Here is a 17900-nt window from a genome sequence, read left to right as displayed (position 1 = left end):
TTCTTTCAAGTTTATTTGTAAGGAATCTATCAAGGAGGCATTATTCTTTCTATGAAACAAATGTTGGAATCGAAGTACACCCCTTTGATTATTCCGATTGTTTTGTTATGGCTAAAAACTTATCTCGCTTACAAAGTAGCCTTTGATATAACAATTGAAAATAGTATCCAGGAATTCATATTATTTCTCAATCCTTTAACATTCTTGTTGATAGTTTTTGGTTTGGCGTTATTTGTTAAAGAAAAACGACGCAATGTTTTTATTATAGTTGCTTATTTATTAATTTCGATTTTACTTTATTCAAATGTCGTTTTTTATCGCTTTTTCTCTGATTTTATTACTTTACCTCTTATGTATCAACCAGGGAATTTTAAAGCGTTAGATGAAAGTTTTTGGGCTGAAATTTTTTGGCACGATATCTTTTATTTTGTTGATGTTTTTATTCTAGTTTTCGTTATGTGGAAGAAAAAACAATATTTTATTTTTCAGACGATACCAAGTATTGAACGAAAAGTATATTTTCTAATGACGGCGGGATTAATTTTTATTAATCTCGGTATCTCCCATTTACAAACACCTGATTTATTTAATCGTAATTTTGACCGTGAGCAACTTGTGAAAAATATCGGTCCATATAATTACACATTATACGATTTGTATTTACAAACGAAAACATCAGCCCAAAGGGTATTTGCTGAGGATAATGATTTAATCGAAATTAAAGAGTACGTCGATTACAACTATGTTGAACCAAATCCTAAATATTTTGGTATTGCTGAAGGGCGAAATGTAATTGTTGTTTCTTTAGAATCAACTCAAAACTTCGTAATTAATCGAACCGTGAACAACGAGGAAATAACACCGTTTCTTAATGATTTAATAAAGGAAAGTTACTATTTTAATAATTTTTATCACCAAACAGGGCAAGGGAAAACTTCGGATTCCGAATTTATTGTTGATAATTCCCTTTACGGATTAGGTAGAGGGGCGGTATTTTTTACCCATCCGAAAAATGAATTTATGGCAACACCAGAAATTTTGTCAAATCTTGGTTATACAACTGCCTCCTTACATGCAAATACAAAGGTTTTTTGGAATCGTGATGAAATGTATCATTCGCTAGGGTATGATCGATTTTACCATTTAGACTATTTCGATGTGACCGAAGAAAATGCAATAGGTTGGGGATTAAAGGATATTCACTTTTTTGAGCAATCGGTTAGATTACTAAAGGAATTACCTCAACCATTTTATGCTAAGTTAATTACACTGACAAATCATCACCCATTTGTTTTAGCAGAAGAAGACGTGTTTATTGATGCAAATGTAACCGAAAGTGAAACATTAAATCAATATTTACAAACAGTGCGTTATGAAGATGAAGCATTACGTTTATTTTTCCAACAGTTAAAAGATGAAGGATTGTATGATAATTCGATGATTGTAATTTATGGCGACCATAACGGTATTATCGAAAAAGACTACGAAGCGTTAAGTATGTTTTTAGAAAAAGATTACACAGCTCATACCGTTGTTGAAATGCAACAAGTTCCATTGATTATTCATATTCCTGGTGAGGAAGGGGAAACCATTTCGACTGTTGGTGGGCAGATTGATCTAAAACCAACAATGCTTCACTTGTTAGGAATTGAAACAGAAGGACAATTAAATTTTGGGCATGATTTATTTTCAGAAAATCATCCGAATTTAGCGATTTTCCGTGATGGACGATTTGTTACAGATAAATATGTATTTGCTGATAATACTTGTTTTGAAAAAGACTCAGGATCTGTAACGGGTGATGCCAACTGTGCGACGTATTATGATATTGTGACAAAAGAGCTGAATTATTCTGACCAAATTATTTATGGTGATTTAATCCGATTTTATAATAAAGATATGTATATTAAAAAAGAATAATGTATTTTTAAAACTATTACTTAAAAGTTCCTTTAAAGATTTGTAGAGAAAGCTTTTATGTAATAGTTTTTTCTATAGTTTATAAGATAGTGATTTGTGATATTTAGTATGAGACTTTTCGATATTAAATAAGTCGGACTGGCAAAAATAATATCCCCTATCATATACATAGGTAGTAAATATTTAATAAAATTATTTTAACTACAAATGAGGGGGATGTATATGAAAGTCCGAGTTCGGCAAGGTGATACATTTTGGTTATATAGTCAAATGTTTCGGATACCAGTTCAATTAATTGAGGATTCTAACCCAGAAGTGTCACCAACTTCACTATTAGTCGGACAAACAATAAATATACCTGGATATGTAATAGAGGAGTATACGATTCAGCAGGGGGATACGATTTGGAAACTGGCAAGAGAAAGGAATTTAGCAATGGATACAATTTTTTTATTAAATCCGAATATAAATCCAAATCAATTGCAAATAAATGAACGAATCCTCCTCCCGAAACTCGTAACAAGTTTGATTGTGGATGGAAACGAAGAGTACGACTTTGCAAAATTAAAAGAAGACATCAATCGACTAGTTGAGATTTATCCATTTTTAAAATTAAATGAAATTGGAAAAAGTGTTTTAGGAAAACCTTTATATGAAATTGAACTTGGAAGAGGAGTTCGTACGACACATTTTAATGCATCCTTCCATGCAAACGAATGGATTACGACTCCTGTTTTAATGAAATTATTAAATGAATATGTGCTCTCGCTAGTTAATGGAAGTCCAATTCGCGGCGTTTCAACTTTACCTTTGTATAATCGGAATCGATTATCGATTGTTCCAATGGTTAACCCGGATGGTGTGGACCTTGTATTAAACGGTCCTCCTGAACAAATGAAAGAAGAAGTATTAGCGATAAATAAAGGATCAATGGATTTTTCTAGTTGGAAAGCAAATATTCGTGGTGTAGATTTGAATAATCAATTTCCAGCCAACTGGGAAATAGAAAAAGAGCGGAAAGAACCGAAAAGTCCTGCACCGCGTGATTATCCAGGTGATGCGCCATTAACAGAACCTGAGGTGATTGCAATTGCAGAATTAACCCAAAAGAAACAATTTGCACGTGTCTTGGCCTTCCATACACAAGGTAGAGAGTTTTATTGGGGATACGAAGGTTTAGAACCACCTGAATCAGAAGCTCTCGCAAGGGAATTTGCCCGGGTGAGTGGTTATGAATCAGTGAGATATATTGATAGTCATGCAGGATATAAAGATTGGTTTATATATATATATCATCGCCCGGGTTTTACATTTGAGCTTGGGTATGGAGTAAATCCATTACCAATTACACAATTTCCGCAAATTTATGAAGAAATGTTAGGTGTATTTTTAGTATCATTATATATGTAGATTTTAAGATATTGTGTTAATATAAACAAAAGATGGGAAAAGCCAAATTTGGCTTTTCTATTTTTTCTTGAAAAAGATAATAATAACAAAAAATAAATTTTTGATACAAAATCTATTATTTATGAAACATTTTTGTAATCTATTCGTCATATAGATAGGTCTCTTGAAGGGGTGTGGTAGATGGGTCGTTCCTTATTAACAAATTTTATATTAATTTTTATTGTTTTTAGTTTATTAACCGGTTGCCAAGAGGAAGATCTTCAAACACAACCATCTGTTTCCTCGAATTCTGAAAAGCCCTCATCTGATCAGGCAATTGAAAAAAGAAATAATGGTCACAGTGATAGAAAAACTTTACCCCTAGAGCTAAAAGAAGATCAATTTGAATTTATGATTGGCTGGTTAAATAATGAAACAATCCTTTATTGTGAAAACTTAAATGGGGCATATGTAATCTCATCCTATCATATTTATACCGGTGAAAAGGAAGAAATGTATACAAGTGAATTGCCCATTATTCAAGCCGTTCTCAGTCCTTCAAAAACTAAAATTTTAATCCATACATCACCTACCATATATGAAGCGGATGTTAAAATCGTTTCATTACAAAATGACAAACTAATTTTCCATGATATTATTGAATCTAGTGAAATTAGTTTTACTTGGAATGGATATGATGAGTCAAAAATATTTGCCGTGGCATTTTATGATGATTGGTCATTTTCTACATACATTTTAAACATTGAAGAACAAACAAGGGCTGAAACTAAGGTTCCTTATCCATTTGCAATATGGCAAAACTCCAACTCTTTATTAACGTTAGATTGGGACCATGAAAGTCCAGAAACTACCGCGCCTATTTTAAGTATTACAAATGGTGAAAGTGAGTCAGTATTAAACGATCGAAACTTTTACTTCCTATACGGTTGGGAGGGTCTCTTTTTAGCTATAAGTCTAAATAAATTTGATGACAGTTTGGCTGATTTTAATTTTTATAATGAAAAACTTGAGCTTATCCAAACGATACAGTTTCCATATTTAACGGAATATTCGAGTTGGGAAATACCAAGGTTTAATTTAGTAGCTGATGACATGTTTTTTATAGTCGCACCTAAAACGAGTGGAGAAGCAGATAATTATGATGGGGGATTTGATTTAATAAAAATAGATTTAAAAGATGGAAGTCAGGATATTTTAATTGAAGATGTCGCCAATGAACCAATTCAATCATCACCTGACGGGAATTTAATATTATATGGCTATCAATATGAGCATGTCATTAATGTAAATAATAAAAACATAGAACGAATTTTAATATTTAATTAAAAACTGTAGGGGCAAAATGATTAACCCCTACAGTTTTAGTTAACTGAGATCTGGGAAACCGTTGAAGAGGATTGTTGCAATCGTGAAAAAGCCGAAAACTGCTACTGTTGCTACTGCAAAAAATAGTCCTAAATAGTTTTTGTTTTTAAAGCATGAAAAAGTTGCCGCAATTGCTAAAATCGTAATTAAACCTGTAATAATTGCAGTACCCATTTTTTCCCCCCTTGCTTGCGTTTTTCAATTGACTAAAGATATTTTTCTTAAGGTGTTCCTGGCACAAAGACAAAAGTAGTATAGTATGTAAAACCGACGAAGAAGACCGTTAAATAAGCACCAAAAATATACATGTACATTCTTTCAGTTAAACGAAGAAATCCTAGAATATAAAAGAAGCCAGTTTGAGCTAAAAATAATAATGCCATCTCAATCATGCCACCAACGAAGAACATGATAGAAAATATGGCAGTCCAGAACGCCATGACTCGATACATGCGATCCATTTTGGATCTCCTCCTTTTTTTATCTGAAAAAACTATATATTTAAATTATATACAAACAAAATATAATTGTAAATATTTACAACTGAAAGTATAATTTTAAATATCAGAATATAGTTTGTGAAAAAACACGCAATGACATAGCCTTGGCTAATTTGCGTGTTTGAACAGTATACTAATGTGTTAGGTTTATTAAATAAGCACAATGAGAACAATCTTCAAACATGTTTTCCTTTACTATTAATTCATAATCTTCGAACAACGCTTCAATCATTCCTTTAATAAAAGCGATATGGATTTCACAAGTTTCAGTTTTATGTTTTGCTGCTATTTCACGAAATGGACAATTGAAAACTTGTAAATATAATTGTTTACCGTCTTCTTTTACATAAAAATCTGGTGTCATACCTAAGAATGTAGCTGTTTCTTCAAGGATTTCAAGCTTTTGGACTTTTGTTAGTTTATGCTTTTCTAAATTTTGTTTGCTTAATTGTTTTTCTATTAGTTCTATACCGTACCGTTTCCCTGTAACATAAAGGATATCTTTTGCTTGAGGGCCCATTGAAATCATTGCTTCTATCGCAATTTTTGCAAGTAGTTGATAATCTCTGAAAGGAAAGTTTAATTCAACAACTTCATTTGAGAGGTAATATATGCGACTTGGTCTTCCACCTTTACCAGTCTTTTTATTTTCTGAGTTTAACATACCAACATCTTCTAGTTTTGTTAAATGCATTCTGGCAACGTTTGGATGAATTTCAAATTTATTTGCAATATCTTGAACGGATACTTCTTGATGAATTTTTGTAATATATTCATAAATTGATAATCGCGTAGGATCCGATAAAACACTCGTTATTTTTAAAGTTTGTTGCATAGGATTCTCCTCCATACAGCTTTTTTACTATTATAATATAGAAAAACTACTTATGGAATGTGACTGAGAGCCTCTTATGCCTATTGTTAGAAAATGTTTATATTTTCACAAACAAAGTTCAAAAAAAGTTCAAAAATAAAGAAGGATTTTATCAAATTGTGTCGAATAAATCTATTGACTAAAAAATGAAAGGGGCGAGATAATGTTTGTCATCAACTATTGAAGAAAAAGCGTTAAGTATTTTAAAGGATGCCCTTTCTCAAAATGCTACAGATATTCACATAATCCCCAAGTCAAAATATACTCAAGTATTATTTCGTTTATCAAATAGATTTCTTCCTTTTCAACAACTTCCTTCAGATGAAGCTGATCGCCTAATTACGTATTTAAAATACCGTGCGGAAATGGATATAGGTGAACGTAGAAGACCGCAAAATGGTTCATTTGAAGTTGAGTATAACGGAGTAAAAGTTGGTTTACGAATCTCTACCTTGCCTTCCTATTTTATGGAAAGTCTAGTTATTCGCCTTCTTCCGCAAAATAATTCATTCCCTTTTTACCGTTTATCCCTTTTCCCTAAGCAAACAAAATTATTATATTCCCTCGTCCAAAAAGCACACGGATTAGTCTTACTTACCGGGCCAACAGGATCTGGAAAGACAACTACTCTTTATTCATTGTTGGAACATTGTACGAAATCGTTACAAAGAAATGTAATTACCCTTGAAGACCCAATAGAAAAGAGTAATGAAGAATTTTTACAAATCCAAGTAAATGAAAAAGCTGGTATTACGTATAGTACGGGATTAAAAGCGATTCTCCGCCACGACCCCGATATTATTATGGTCGGTGAAATTAGAGATGCGGAAACGGCGAAAATTGCAGTGCGTGCCGCGTTAACAGGACATTTAGTATTGTCAACTATGCATGCGAAAAATGCAAAAGGGGCTCTTTATCGATTAATTGAGTTTGGTTGTAACTGGTATGATTTAGAACAATCAATTGTGGCTGTTACAGCACAAAGATTAGTTGAACTTGTCTGCCCTTTTTGTAAACAGGAATGCCATCCTTTATGTCCACGGTTTTATCAAAGTCGAGCGGTAGTATATGAAATTTTGTTTAAAAATGCATTAAAGGAGGCTTTACTGGAAATGAAAGGCTATAAAATGAAAACATCATATCCAACTTTACAAAAAGAAATATTAAAAGGTATTTCGCTAGGATATATAAAAGAGGAGGAATATAATAGGTGGGTATATGATTTTTAAACAAAAACAGTGGAAAATTGAAGAACAAATAAACGTATTAAGTCGTTTGGGCATGTTGCTTGAACGTGGTTATTCATTAAATGAAGGTTTCGAGTTTCTTCAATTATCCATAGCGAAAGATAAACAAATTGCGTTAAAAAAATCAGTAGACAAGTTAAAAGATGGGCAGCCATTTTATCAAGTTTTAGAAGATTTGCAGTTCCATCCATTAGCAGTTAGCTTTGTATTTTATGCTGAAAAATACGGTAATTTAGCTACGTCTCTCCAAACCGTTTCAAAGCTTTTATTACGTAGAAAAAAAGAGCAAGATCAATTAAAAAAACTATTAACTTATCCAATATTTTTATTGTGTTTTACATTTTTAATATTTTTTATCATATTAAATGAATTACTTCCTCAATTTATGCATATGTATCAATCCTTTTCCATAACTCCAAACTTTTTCATCCGACTATTTTTTTGGATACAGCAAAATCCATTAATAATTTTTAGCATTGTAATTACCGTTCTTATTATTTTGATATTCATCCTCCAAATGTACAAAAAACGAAAAAACGATATAGAAATTCAACTCATCATAGCAAAAACCCCAGTAATCGGTCGTCTATTCCAATTATGGCAAACGTATTATTTGTCCTATCACATTAGCCAACTATTAAAAAACGGTGTTTCTTTAATGGAGTGTTTTCTTTATATAGAAAAGGACCCGAAAAAAACTTATTTCAAATCTATTGTTAAAAAAATACAACAAATGTTGTTGGAAGGATACAAATTAGAACAAGCAATTAATAGTGTTCCTATTTGGGAGAAAGAGTTTGGTCAAATTATTATCCATGGGCAATTAACTGGAAAGCTTGAAATTGAATTAGAAGTTTATAGTCATTCATGTATTGAGCTATTTTTTGAACGACTCGAGAAAATGGTTAGAATTGCGCAACCTATGATTTTTGGTTTTATTGCCCTTTGGATCATCTTTATGTACATGTCGATAATGCTACCTAGTTTTGAAGTTATGAATAATTTATAAAATGGAGGATTAGAAAATGAGGAATGAAAAAGGATTTACGTTAATAGAAATGATGATCGTATTATTTGTTATATCAATATTATTGTTAATTACTATTCCAAACGTTACAAAAAATCAATCTTCCATTACTGAAAAAGGATGTGAAGGTTTAGTTAATATGGTACAAGCCCAAATTCAAGCATATTTAATTGATTATGGTGCTACGCCCACAATAGAAGAATTAGTGTCAAAAAATTATTTAGAAGAAAATCCGAAATGTCCTAATGGAAGTAGTGTTCAGATTGTTAATGGAAAAGCAACGGTACAATAAATTGCAAGTTGGATATTCTAAAGTGAAAAAAGGGATTATTCGGGAGGAAGGTTTTACATTAGTAGAAATGTTACTAGTTTTATTTATATTGACAGTCATGTTCGCCACTATTCCTCCCCTTTTTCAATCCGTACAAAGTAAAATTAATGAATCAAATTTTATACATCAATTTCAAGCAGACTTGTACTATGCACAAAGCTATGCCATTGCTCATCGTAGAAGAGTTAGTTACCGCTATGACAATACGAATAAAGCCTATAGGTTTTATACAGGTGGTGAAAACATTTTAATACTAGAAAGAAAGTTGCCTAAAAATGTAACGATTGAGAGGGGATATTTAGATGAATTTCATTTTAATGGAGAAGGGAATGTAAGTCGTTTCGGCAATATTTATATAAAAATTGATGATAAAAGTTATCGCTTGGTTATGAGTATTGGAAAAGGGAGCTTTGCCGTGTATGAACAATAAAGTGAAAAATGATAAAGGTTTTATATTTTTAGAAATGATTATTTCACTTTTAATCTGGCTTATATTGTTTTCAACGGTTATTCCTTCATTTCTCCATTTAACATATAGTAGAAAAGAATTATTAATTGATCATAAAGCAAGTGAATTGTTGACGAATCAGGTGATTCAATTGATTTATGATGAACCTTTTCGCGAAGTAATATCCGAAACGGGATTTCCTGTTTTCACCTTTTCATTAAGAATAGAAAATGATTGGAAGGAAATTTGTGTGAACTATGAATCTAGGAAAAATAGGTATAAGCAAAAATGTCAAAAAGTGCAGATGTAGTACTGGTGGTTTTACATTAATAGAAATGTTATTAGCTTTCTCTATTTTTTCGTTTTTAATTATATTTATTGTCCATGCAATTCCGTTATTAAAATATCATGCTTATTCAAATGAGACCGTTGACCAATTACATTGGGAAATATTTTTAAATCAAGTTAAACGGGAAATTAGAACCGCAGATCAAATTTATTTATATAAAAGACGGTTGGATTGTATTACAGACCGTCGTATTATTTATGAACAATACGGTGAAAGACTACGGCGACGAGTGAATTATGAGGGTCACGAAATTATATTATTTAATATTAGCCAGATTGAGTTTGAACAAATTAATAAAGGTATAAAAATTAAAATAGTCCATAAAAATGGAAAAACATATGAAGGAGACATCTATTTTCCAAATGAAATACCGATATATAAAGGCTGAAAAGGGAGCAATTCTCCCTATATCGTTATTTTTATTGTTTTTATTTTCATTAGTTACTGTACATGCAGCAACAAAATATGAAATTGAAAAACAATCATTTCATCATATTGAAGAAACTTATACTCTCGAAATTTTGTTGTTAATGGCTTATCGTGATGTAGAGGAAATATATGCTGATAGTCCGGATGAAAATGGACAAATTCAATATGAAAATGGATTCGTTAATTACAATTTAATTGAAGAAACAGAGAGTTACTATAATATTTACTTTCAATGCTATAGCGGAAATAATGAATTATTTACCACGTTAAAATTGCCAAAACAGTAACTGTATAGGAGTTTATGGGTTTTAGCTTCATTTAATTGGATATGCTAATAGTAAATGGAAAATTTGGAGGGAGATTTGAATATGAAAACAAATGATTATGTGCGCTTTTTGACACAAACATTTGTAGAACATTTTGAAACACCGAAAGAAGAACGTAAGAAAAAGAGAGAAACGCGAAAACAACAAAAACAATCAATTACTTATGAATTGTTTGGAATTTTACCTTATACAGTAAAAGAAAGTGTGAAAATGATTAAGAAAAATCGGATGTAAACTTTAAATTCGTGTGAAATTTTTGATGAAAAAAGTAAAAAGTGGCCTGAAAGGTTCAGAGTAGTATTTTTCAAATGATGTTGGCGGCTCCGAAAAATGCAAGTTTCTTCATGTGGTGCATTAGCGACCGCCAACGATACGTATAATTTAAAATAGTACAAGGGTTTAACTAAGAGCTTGTTGTGATAGGTAAAATAGACCACCATTAATTATAGTAACTTCAATTCTCGGTTCGTATTGGCTTTTTAATGCTTCTTTTTCTATAAAATATCGTTCTGGTAATTCCTCTTCTCCTTCATAAAAAGCATCGAGTAAATTTTCGTCTTCTTTCCATCGTTTTCTAGCATCATCAGCCCATGTATGATTATCCTCAGCAATTTCATTTTCAATCAGTTGTTTTATCCTATTTATTCCACTTTGTGGTTTTATTATAGGGGTAAAGGTAAAAGCGAAATCTGGCATTTTTGCAACTAAATGTAACTGCTTCGAAAATAATTGGTCATGGAATCCATCAATAATCATCCCGTTCAATAAATTTATACCTAATGATCTTAACGAATCTTTTCGGTGGTCACAAATATAACTAATTTTTAAATTTAGACAGAGCCAAGGGTAAAGCGGTGCATTTTTATTAGGGCTTCCCGATATATTCTCAAATAGTCGAATAAATCCACCTTGTTCTTTAGTGACTCGAAAAATTTGATGAAGTCGAGGTGAACCAAAATGGATAAGTTCACCCTTTGTTTTTCCTTGTTCATTAAAATCTGTAATTAATGTTATTTTTTGCGGATTTGGTTCTGCACCAATTTTTTCAATATAATGCCAGTAAAATGGACGATTCATAAGTAATTTATCCATTTCAATTGTTAACTGAACGGTCATTGATTTACCATTATCGTGTTCGATAGTACAATCGTTTGTCGTGAAAAATTTATTAAGGTAAGTATGAATTTCCTGTTGCTGCATGGTCGCCATTCTCCTTTATGGACTCAGCAAAATCTATCATTGCCGTTAAATTATCCATTTTAATTTTCATTTCACCTTCAGATTCCGACGTTGCAAAAATATCTATGAGATGGTCCTCCAATTTACCAAATTCCAATTTCGTTAATATTTCATCTAGTTCGCCAATGACTCTCTCAAAAAGATTTATTTTCTCATACAGTAGTTTTAAAATATGTTCTTCAATCGTACCTTTAGTTGCAAAATTGTATATCATGACATCCTTTTCCTGCCCAAGACGATGAATCCTACCAATTCTTTGTTCGAGACGCATCGGATTCCAAGGTAAGTCAAAGTTAATCATATGATTACAAAACTGTAAGTTGATACCTTCACCACCGGCTTCTGTCGCAATAAAGACTTGAGCGTGATTTTGGAATAATTCTTTCATCCAGTCTTTTTTCCCTCGTTTAAAACCGCCACGGAACGGGACGGATGTAATTCCATGTTGTTTTAAATACCATTGTAAATATAATTGGGTTGCCCGATATTCGGTAAAAATAATTACTTTATCATTAATCTTTTGAATGAGTTCTAATGCTTTTTCTGCCTTTGAATTCACTTCAATTTTTTGAATAAGTTCTATCATGTCTTGGAAAAATTGTTGCATCATTGCTGATGGGTTTTCTACTTTATCATATAAATTTTTTAATGTTAAATAAACGGCTTCTTTACTGCTACAAGCTTCCCGTTGCAATGTTAATATGGAAAAGGCGTTATTTAATAACTCATTATGGGTAGATTTAAATTTTGTAATCGCATCATATAGGTTCCGTTCTTCTTTAGAGAATTCTATTAGAATCGTCTCTACTTTTCGCTTCGTCCACTCGATCTTTGTGTCTTGTCTTCGATTCCTGATCATTACTATATTAATTAAATCTTTCAAATGTTGATCGTTGACATCTTTTTTATCCTTATATTTCTCTAAAAATTCCTTATATGTACCTAAGTGACCAGGTTTTAATAAGGATACAAGATTAAAGATTTCTTCAATTTTATTTTGAATTGGTGTTGCAGTTAATAGTAGACAAAACTTTTTCTTTATATTTTGGGCAAATTCATAGTTTCTCGTTTTGTGATTTTTTAATTTATGAGCTTCATCGATAATGACAAAATCATAATCGAGTTCCAAAATTGTTTCTTTATGGGGACTTCTTTTCGCTGTATCAATTGAAGATACCATGACATCGGTATGTTCCCAGCTATAGTTTTTCCGATATGCAATTGCTGGAATATGAAATTTACTATTTAACTCCGATACCCACTGTGATACGAGTGAGGCAGGTACGAGGATTAACACTTTTTTAACTAAGCCACGAATCATGTACTCTTTTAAAATTAAACCAGCTTCGATTGTTTTTCCTAAGCCAACTTCATCAGCTAAAATTGCTTTTCCGTTCATCTGCTCAATAACACGTTGTGCAGTTTCTATTTGATGGGGGAGCGGTTTTAATTCGGGTAAAAATTTTGGAGCCTGTAAACCATGAAAGTTTGGGATTAATAGATTTTTTTCTGCTTCAATCGCTAAGTTATATAAGTGCCAATTTGACCAAGGACCATCTTGTTCAAACTTTTGTAAGAAAGTTTGAACCCATGATTCATCGAAATGTATGTCTAAATTCATGTTTACAACTCCTTTTGGTGCTACGGAAATAAGTTGAGAAATGCACGTGTTGATGTTACGATTTAATTAAATGGAGTTTAAATATTCCATAAACAAAGAATAATCCTAAAAAATCGTAAAGTTAGTTTGCCCCTTTAAAGCTATTTTTATCAAAATGAATAAAATTTAACAGTAAAATTTAACAGTAGGGGTTAATTTTATGATTAATAGAAAAGGGGGACAAGTAATGAGTGAACTGAAACAAACTCCACTTTACCCAATTTATAAAAATTGGGGGGCTAAAACGATTGATTTTGGAGGTTGGGAACTTCCAGTTCAATTTTCAGGAATCAAAAAGGAACATGAAGCTGTTCGTACGAAGGCTGGCCTATTTGATGTATCCCATATGGGAGAAATATTAGTGTCAGGTCCTGATTCAGAAGAATATCTACAAAAAATGTTGTCGAATGATCTTTCCAAACTGAAAATAAACAAAGCTCAGTACACGATTCTTTGTAATGAACAGGGAGGAACGATTGACGATTTACTTGTATATAAATTAACAGATACTTCATTCTTACTCGTTGTAAATGCCGCTAATACAGATAAGGATTTTGAATGGTTGAAAAAGCATCAGTCAGGTGAAGTTACGGTAGAAAATATTTCATCCTCATATGCCCAGTTAGCTTTACAAGGACCGCTTGCCCAAAGGATTCTTCAAAAACTAGTAAAAAATGAGGATTTAGACAATATAAAGTTTTTTAGTTTTAAACAAGACGTACAAATTGGTGATGTACAGGCTTTAGTTTCTAGATCAGGTTATACAGGGGAAGATGGTTTTGAGATATATTGCAAACAGGAAGATGCAATTTATATTTGGGAAAATATTTTAACAGTAGGAGAGTTAGAGGGTGTTGTGCCTTGTGGTTTAGGTGCAAGAGATACGTTGCGCTTTGAAGCAGGTTTACCATTATATGGTCAAGAGTTATCTGAAAATATATCACCGATTGAAGCGGGACTGCAATTTGCAGTTAAAGTTAATAAAGAGCAAGAGTTTATTGGTAAGTCTGTCTTACAAGAGCAAATAACGAATGGACCGAAACGAAAAGTAGTCGGTATTGAAATGATAGAAAGAGGTATACCGCGTACAGGTTATAAAGTATTAAAAGATGGACAAGAGATAGGTTATGTTACGACAGGAACACAGTCCCCAACATTACAAAAAAGTATTGGTATGGCTTTAATAGACAGTAATTTTGCAGAAGTTGGTACAGAATTAGAAGTTGAAATTCGCAATAAATCAGTTAAAGGGAAAATTATTCCAACACCATTTTATAAAAGAAAATAAAAGGGGGAAGCTTCATGACATTTCGCTATTTACCCATGACAGAACAGGATAAAAAAGAAATGCTTTCAGCTATCGGTGTAGATTCAGTCGATGAATTGTTTTCTGACATTCCTGAAAAAGTTCGCTTTAAAGGTCGCTTAAATATTAAAGAAGCTAAATCAGAACCTGCACTTATGAAGGAATTATCACAGTTAGCGAATAAAAATATTAATCTAAAAACCCATGCGAGTTTTTTAGGAGCAGGAGTTTACGATCATTATATTCCATCTATCGTTGATCATGTAATTTCCCGTTCTGAATTTTATACTGCTTATACACCGTACCAACCTGAAATATCTCAAGGTGAATTACAAGCTATTTTTGAATTTCAAACGATGATTTGTGAGTTAACAGGAATGGATGTAGCCAATTCATCTATGTATGACGGAGGAACGGCTTTAGCAGAAGCAGCAATGCTAGCATGTGGTCAAACGAGACGAAAAACGATTTTAATTTCAGAAGCGGTACATCCTGAATATCGTGAGGTAGTCAAAACCTATGCCCGTGGACAGCGCCATCAAGTTGTTGAAATCCCATTAAATAATGGAGTTACGAGTACTGAACAATTAAAAGAGTTAATGTCAAATGATGTTGCGGCTGTAATTATTCAATATCCTAATTTTTTTGGTAGAATTGAACCATTAAAAGATTTTGCAGCGATTGCCCATGAATATAAGTCATTATTTGTTGTATCTTGTAATCCAGTTGCACTCGGTATTCTTACACCACCAGGTAACCTTGGAGCGGATATTGTAACGGGGGATGCACAACCGTTCGGTATACCAACTTCTTTCGGTGGACCACATTGTGGTTTTTTTGCTGTGAGTAAAAAGTTAATGAGAAAAATTCCTGGACGGTTAGTAGGACAAACCGTTGATGAAGATGGTCGGCGTGGGTTTGTTTTAACATTACAGGCTCGTGAACAGCATATACGCCGTGAAAAAGCAACATCTAATATATGTTCTAACCAAGCATTGAATGCTTTAGCTGCGAGTGTAGCGATGTCAGCGCTAGGTAAAAAGGGTATCCGTGAGATGGCTGTTAAGAATGTGCAAAAAGCGAATTATGCTAAAAAACAATTTAAGGAAAAAGGGTTTGACATTGTTTATGATGGCCCAATATTTAATGAATTTGTATTAAAAGTAGATAAGCCAATTTCTCAACTTTCACAACATCTTTTAGAAAAAGGATTTATCGCTGGCTATGACTTAGGTAAACTTGATGAAAAATTACATGGTCATATGCTCGTTTGCGTGACTGAAGTGAGAACAAAAGAAGAGATTGACCAATTTGTCGAGGAAGTAGGTGCTTATCATGCAAAATAAACAAATGCCGTTAATTTTTGAAATTAGTAAAGAAGGGCGTATCGGTTACTCCCTTCCGGAAATGGATGTACCTGAAGAACAAATTGAAACCCTTATACCTGAAGAATATATACGTACTGAAGAAGCTGGACTTCCGGAAGTTTCTGAATTAGATATTATGCGTCATTATACAGGCCTTTCAAAGAGAAACCATGGAGTTGATTCCGGTTTTTACCCACTTGGTTCATGTACAATGAAATACAATCCAAAAATTAATGAAGATGTTGCAAGATTACCAGGATTTGCCCATGTACACCCGTTGCAAGATGAAAGTACAGTTCAAGGTTCTCTAGAATTAATGTATGATTTAATGGAATCATTAAAAGAAATTACTGGTATGGATGAAGTTACTTTACAACCTGCTGCAGGTGCCCATGGTGAATGGACAGGCTTAATGATGATTCGCGCATTCCATGAAGCAAATGGTGACTATCAACGAACGAAAGTGATTGTTCCAGATTCTGCTCATGGTACTAACCCTGCATCTGCAACAGTGGCTGGCTTTGAAACAATTACGGTAAAATCTGATGAAAATGGCTTAGTTGATATTGAGGATTTAAAGCGAGTAGTCGGTCCTGATACCGCAGCCTTAATGCTAACCAATCCAAATACTTTAGGTCTATTTGAAAAGCATATTTTAGAAATGGCGGAAATTGTTCATAATGCTGGCGGAAAATTGTATTATGATGGGGCAAACTTAAATGCGATTATGTCTAAAGTTCGCCCTGGAGATATGGGGTTTGACGTAGTCCATTTAAACTTACATAAAACCTTTACTGGTCCCCATGGTGGTGGAGGTCCAGGTAGTGGTCCAGTTGGTGTGAAAAAAGATTTAATTCCATTTTTACCAGTGCCAGTTTTAGTAAAACAAGGCAATCAATATGCCTTTGATTACGATCGGCCACAAACAATTGGGCGAATAAAGCCGTTTTATGGAAACTTTGGTATCAACGTTCGAGCTTATACGTATATACGTACAATGGGTCCAGATGGGTTAAAAGAAGTAACAGAAGATGCTGTTTTAAATGCGAACTATCTTATGCGTAGATTAGCACCTTATTACGATCTTCCGTATGACACACATTGTAAACATGAGTTTGTGTTAAGTGGTCGAAAACAAAAGAAATTAGGGGTTCGTACTTTAGATATAGCGAAACGTTTACTAGATTTCGGCTTCCATCCACCAACAATTTATTTCCCATTAAATGTTGAGGAAGCAATGATGATTGAACCGACAGAAACCGAGTCAAAAGAAACCCTTGATGCATTTATTGACACAATGGTACAAATTGCAAGAGAAGCAGAAGAAACGCCGGAAGTAGTACAGGAAGCACCACATACCACTGTTGTGAAGCGACTAGATGAGACACAAGCTGCTCGAAAACCAGTGTTACGTTACGAAAAAGAAGCGTAAAGAATAAGACCTTCAGTTTGGGGAATAACTTCCAATTAAACTGAGGGTCTTCTTTTACTGTGATTTTTATTAGGTTTCTTATATTACTAAATTTAATCAAACAATCTAGTAGTTATTATTTGCCTACTTTAATTTTACCTGTCCATTTTTTAAAGCCGCCTTTTAACTGATAAAGATCTCTACATCCATTTTTATAAAGGATTTGTGCAGCTCTTCCACTTCGAGAAGCATTTTGACAATATAAGTAGACAGGTTTATCTGTTCTAACTTCTTTTAATCGCATTTTTAATTGTGTCAAAGGAATATTTCTTGCACCAAGAATATGTCCTGACTCAAATTCATTCGGTTCACGTACATCAATTAATTGGGCTTTACGATATCCTTTTATAAATTCATCTTGGCTTAAAACGGTAAGAATACGTTTTTGTTGAAATTTATTAAATGCCCACCAAGCGATAATGGCAAATATGATTGCTAGTAAAATAAAAAATTGAGTCATTACTGTTCCCCTTTCTAAAACATCTGCACTAGTAAATATTATATAATTATTTGCTGTTTAAGCAAACAAAATTATTATTGAATAATTTAGTGCATATTTTGTTGTTGTCATATAAAATTAATATGAATTTTATAGAATTTAAATTATGAACATTGATGGAAAATCAAAAAA

20 protein-coding genes are annotated in these 17900 nt (G+C 32.7%); 14 read left to right on the top strand and 6 right to left on the bottom strand.

Annotated elements, in window-relative coordinates; genetic code table 11:
- Window positions 1-51: 51 nt before the first annotated feature.
- From GW534_RS09115 to GW534_RS09105, 3 genes are all read left to right on the top strand, one after another.
- Window positions 52-1920 carry an LTA synthase family protein gene (locus GW534_RS09115; RefSeq protein ID WP_161920714.1) on the top strand — a complete coding sequence of 623 codons (1869 nt, stop codon included), beginning with the start codon at window positions 52-54 and terminating at the stop codon, window positions 1918-1920.
- Window positions 1921-2142: 222 nt separating this feature from the next.
- A complete protein-coding gene (locus GW534_RS09110) occupies window positions 2143-3330 on the top strand; it encodes a M14 family metallopeptidase (RefSeq protein WP_161920713.1) in 1188 nt (395 codons plus the stop codon).
- Between the two features lie 180 nt (window positions 3331-3510).
- The gene (locus tag GW534_RS09105) at window positions 3511-4656 is read left to right on the top strand and encodes a YqgU-like beta propeller domain-containing protein (RefSeq protein ID WP_161920712.1); all 1146 of its coding nucleotides are present in this window, start codon (window positions 3511-3513) and stop codon (window positions 4654-4656) included.
- Between the two features lie 39 nt (window positions 4657-4695).
- Here GW534_RS09105 and GW534_RS09100 read toward each other — a convergent pair whose 3' ends face one another.
- From GW534_RS09100 to GW534_RS09090, 3 genes are all read right to left on the bottom strand, one after another.
- Window positions 4696-4869 (bottom strand): DUF2759 family protein, encoded by a 174-nt coding sequence (locus tag GW534_RS09100; protein WP_161920711.1) that lies wholly within the window; start codon window positions 4867-4869, stop codon window positions 4696-4698.
- Window positions 4870-4916: 47 nt separating this feature from the next.
- Window positions 4917-5156, bottom strand: a complete 240-nt coding sequence (locus GW534_RS09095) for a DUF2626 domain-containing protein (RefSeq protein ID WP_161920710.1) — start codon at window positions 5154-5156, stop codon at window positions 4917-4919.
- Between the two features lie 172 nt (window positions 5157-5328).
- A complete protein-coding gene (locus tag GW534_RS09090; protein WP_161920709.1) occupies window positions 5329-6030 on the bottom strand; it encodes a helix-turn-helix transcriptional regulator in 702 nt (233 codons plus the stop codon).
- Window positions 6031-6236: 206 nt separating this feature from the next.
- Between GW534_RS09090 and comGA the strand changes: the two genes are divergently transcribed.
- The 8 genes from comGA to GW534_RS09050 all read left to right on the top strand — a co-directional run bounded on the left by comGA (window position 6237) and on the right by GW534_RS09050 (window position 10460).
- Entirely contained in the window at window positions 6237-7298 is a 1062-nt protein-coding gene (gene comGA, locus GW534_RS09085; protein ID WP_161920708.1) for a competence type IV pilus ATPase ComGA, read from the top strand.
- Window positions 7288-8325: a competence type IV pilus assembly protein ComGB gene (gene comGB, locus GW534_RS09080; protein ID WP_161920707.1), complete on the top strand. Its 1038-nt coding sequence runs from the start codon at window positions 7288-7290 to the stop codon at window positions 8323-8325. Before comGA ends, comGB begins: the two co-directional genes overlap by 11 nt.
- Before the next feature lie 16 nt (window positions 8326-8341).
- Window positions 8342-8635: a competence type IV pilus major pilin ComGC gene (gene comGC, locus GW534_RS09075; protein WP_161920706.1), complete on the top strand. Its 294-nt coding sequence runs from the start codon at window positions 8342-8344 to the stop codon at window positions 8633-8635.
- Window positions 8589-9104 (top strand): competence type IV pilus minor pilin ComGD, encoded by a 516-nt coding sequence (gene comGD, locus GW534_RS09070; RefSeq protein ID WP_161920705.1) that lies wholly within the window; start codon window positions 8589-8591, stop codon window positions 9102-9104. Before comGC ends, comGD begins: the two co-directional genes overlap by 47 nt.
- On the top strand, window positions 9094-9432 hold the full coding sequence (locus tag GW534_RS09065; RefSeq protein ID WP_161920704.1) for a hypothetical protein: 339 nt from the start codon (window positions 9094-9096) through the stop codon (window positions 9430-9432). Before comGD ends, GW534_RS09065 begins: the two co-directional genes overlap by 11 nt.
- Window positions 9380-9859: a competence type IV pilus minor pilin ComGF gene (comGF, locus tag GW534_RS09060; protein ID WP_281351990.1), complete on the top strand. Its 480-nt coding sequence runs from the start codon at window positions 9380-9382 to the stop codon at window positions 9857-9859. Before GW534_RS09065 ends, comGF begins: the two co-directional genes overlap by 53 nt.
- Window positions 9834-10187 (top strand): competence type IV pilus minor pilin ComGG, encoded by a 354-nt coding sequence (gene comGG / locus GW534_RS09055; protein ID WP_161920702.1) that lies wholly within the window; start codon window positions 9834-9836, stop codon window positions 10185-10187. The genes comGF and comGG overlap by 26 nt, the downstream gene beginning before the upstream one ends.
- A gap of 81 nt (window positions 10188-10268) precedes the next feature.
- The gene (locus GW534_RS09050) at window positions 10269-10460 is read left to right on the top strand and encodes a YqzE family protein (protein WP_161920701.1); all 192 of its coding nucleotides are present in this window, start codon (window positions 10269-10271) and stop codon (window positions 10458-10460) included.
- A 165-nt stretch (window positions 10461-10625) separates the two neighbouring features.
- On the opposite strand, the gene GW534_RS09045 is transcribed toward GW534_RS09050, so the two are convergent.
- Window positions 10626-11426: a YqhG family protein gene (locus tag GW534_RS09045; protein WP_161920700.1), complete on the bottom strand. Its 801-nt coding sequence runs from the start codon at window positions 11424-11426 to the stop codon at window positions 10626-10628.
- Window positions 11395-13086 carry a DEAD/DEAH box helicase gene (locus tag GW534_RS09040; protein WP_161920699.1) on the bottom strand — a complete coding sequence of 564 codons (1692 nt, stop codon included), beginning with the start codon at window positions 13084-13086 and terminating at the stop codon, window positions 11395-11397. Before GW534_RS09040 ends, GW534_RS09045 begins: the two co-directional genes overlap by 32 nt.
- Window positions 13087-13312: 226 nt before the next feature.
- On the opposite strand from GW534_RS09040, the gene gcvT reads away from it, so the two are divergent.
- The 3 genes from gcvT to gcvPB are packed head-to-tail and all read left to right on the top strand — an operon-like array spanning window position 13313 to window position 17230.
- Entirely contained in the window at window positions 13313-14413 is a 1101-nt protein-coding gene (gene gcvT / locus GW534_RS09035; protein WP_161920728.1) for a glycine cleavage system aminomethyltransferase GcvT, read from the top strand.
- Window positions 14414-14427: 14 nt separating this feature from the next.
- The gene (gene gcvPA / locus GW534_RS09030; protein ID WP_161920698.1) at window positions 14428-15777 is read left to right on the top strand and encodes an aminomethyl-transferring glycine dehydrogenase subunit GcvPA; all 1350 of its coding nucleotides are present in this window, start codon (window positions 14428-14430) and stop codon (window positions 15775-15777) included.
- Window positions 15767-17230 (top strand): aminomethyl-transferring glycine dehydrogenase subunit GcvPB, encoded by a 1464-nt coding sequence (gene gcvPB / locus GW534_RS09025; RefSeq protein ID WP_161920697.1) that lies wholly within the window; start codon window positions 15767-15769, stop codon window positions 17228-17230. The genes gcvPA and gcvPB overlap by 11 nt, the downstream gene beginning before the upstream one ends.
- Window positions 17231-17345: 115 nt before the next feature.
- On the opposite strand, the gene GW534_RS09020 is transcribed toward gcvPB, so the two are convergent.
- The gene (locus tag GW534_RS09020; protein WP_161920696.1) at window positions 17346-17729 is read right to left on the bottom strand and encodes a rhodanese-like domain-containing protein; all 384 of its coding nucleotides are present in this window, start codon (window positions 17727-17729) and stop codon (window positions 17346-17348) included.
- Window positions 17730-17900: the final 171 nt, after the last annotated feature.

This window comes from Pallidibacillus pasinlerensis, assembly GCF_009996845.1.
In the GTDB taxonomy this organism is placed as follows: Bacteria; Bacillota; Bacilli; order Bacillales; family Caldibacillaceae; genus Pallidibacillus; species Pallidibacillus pasinlerensis.
This window is presented reverse-complemented; position numbering and strand designations above follow the sequence as displayed.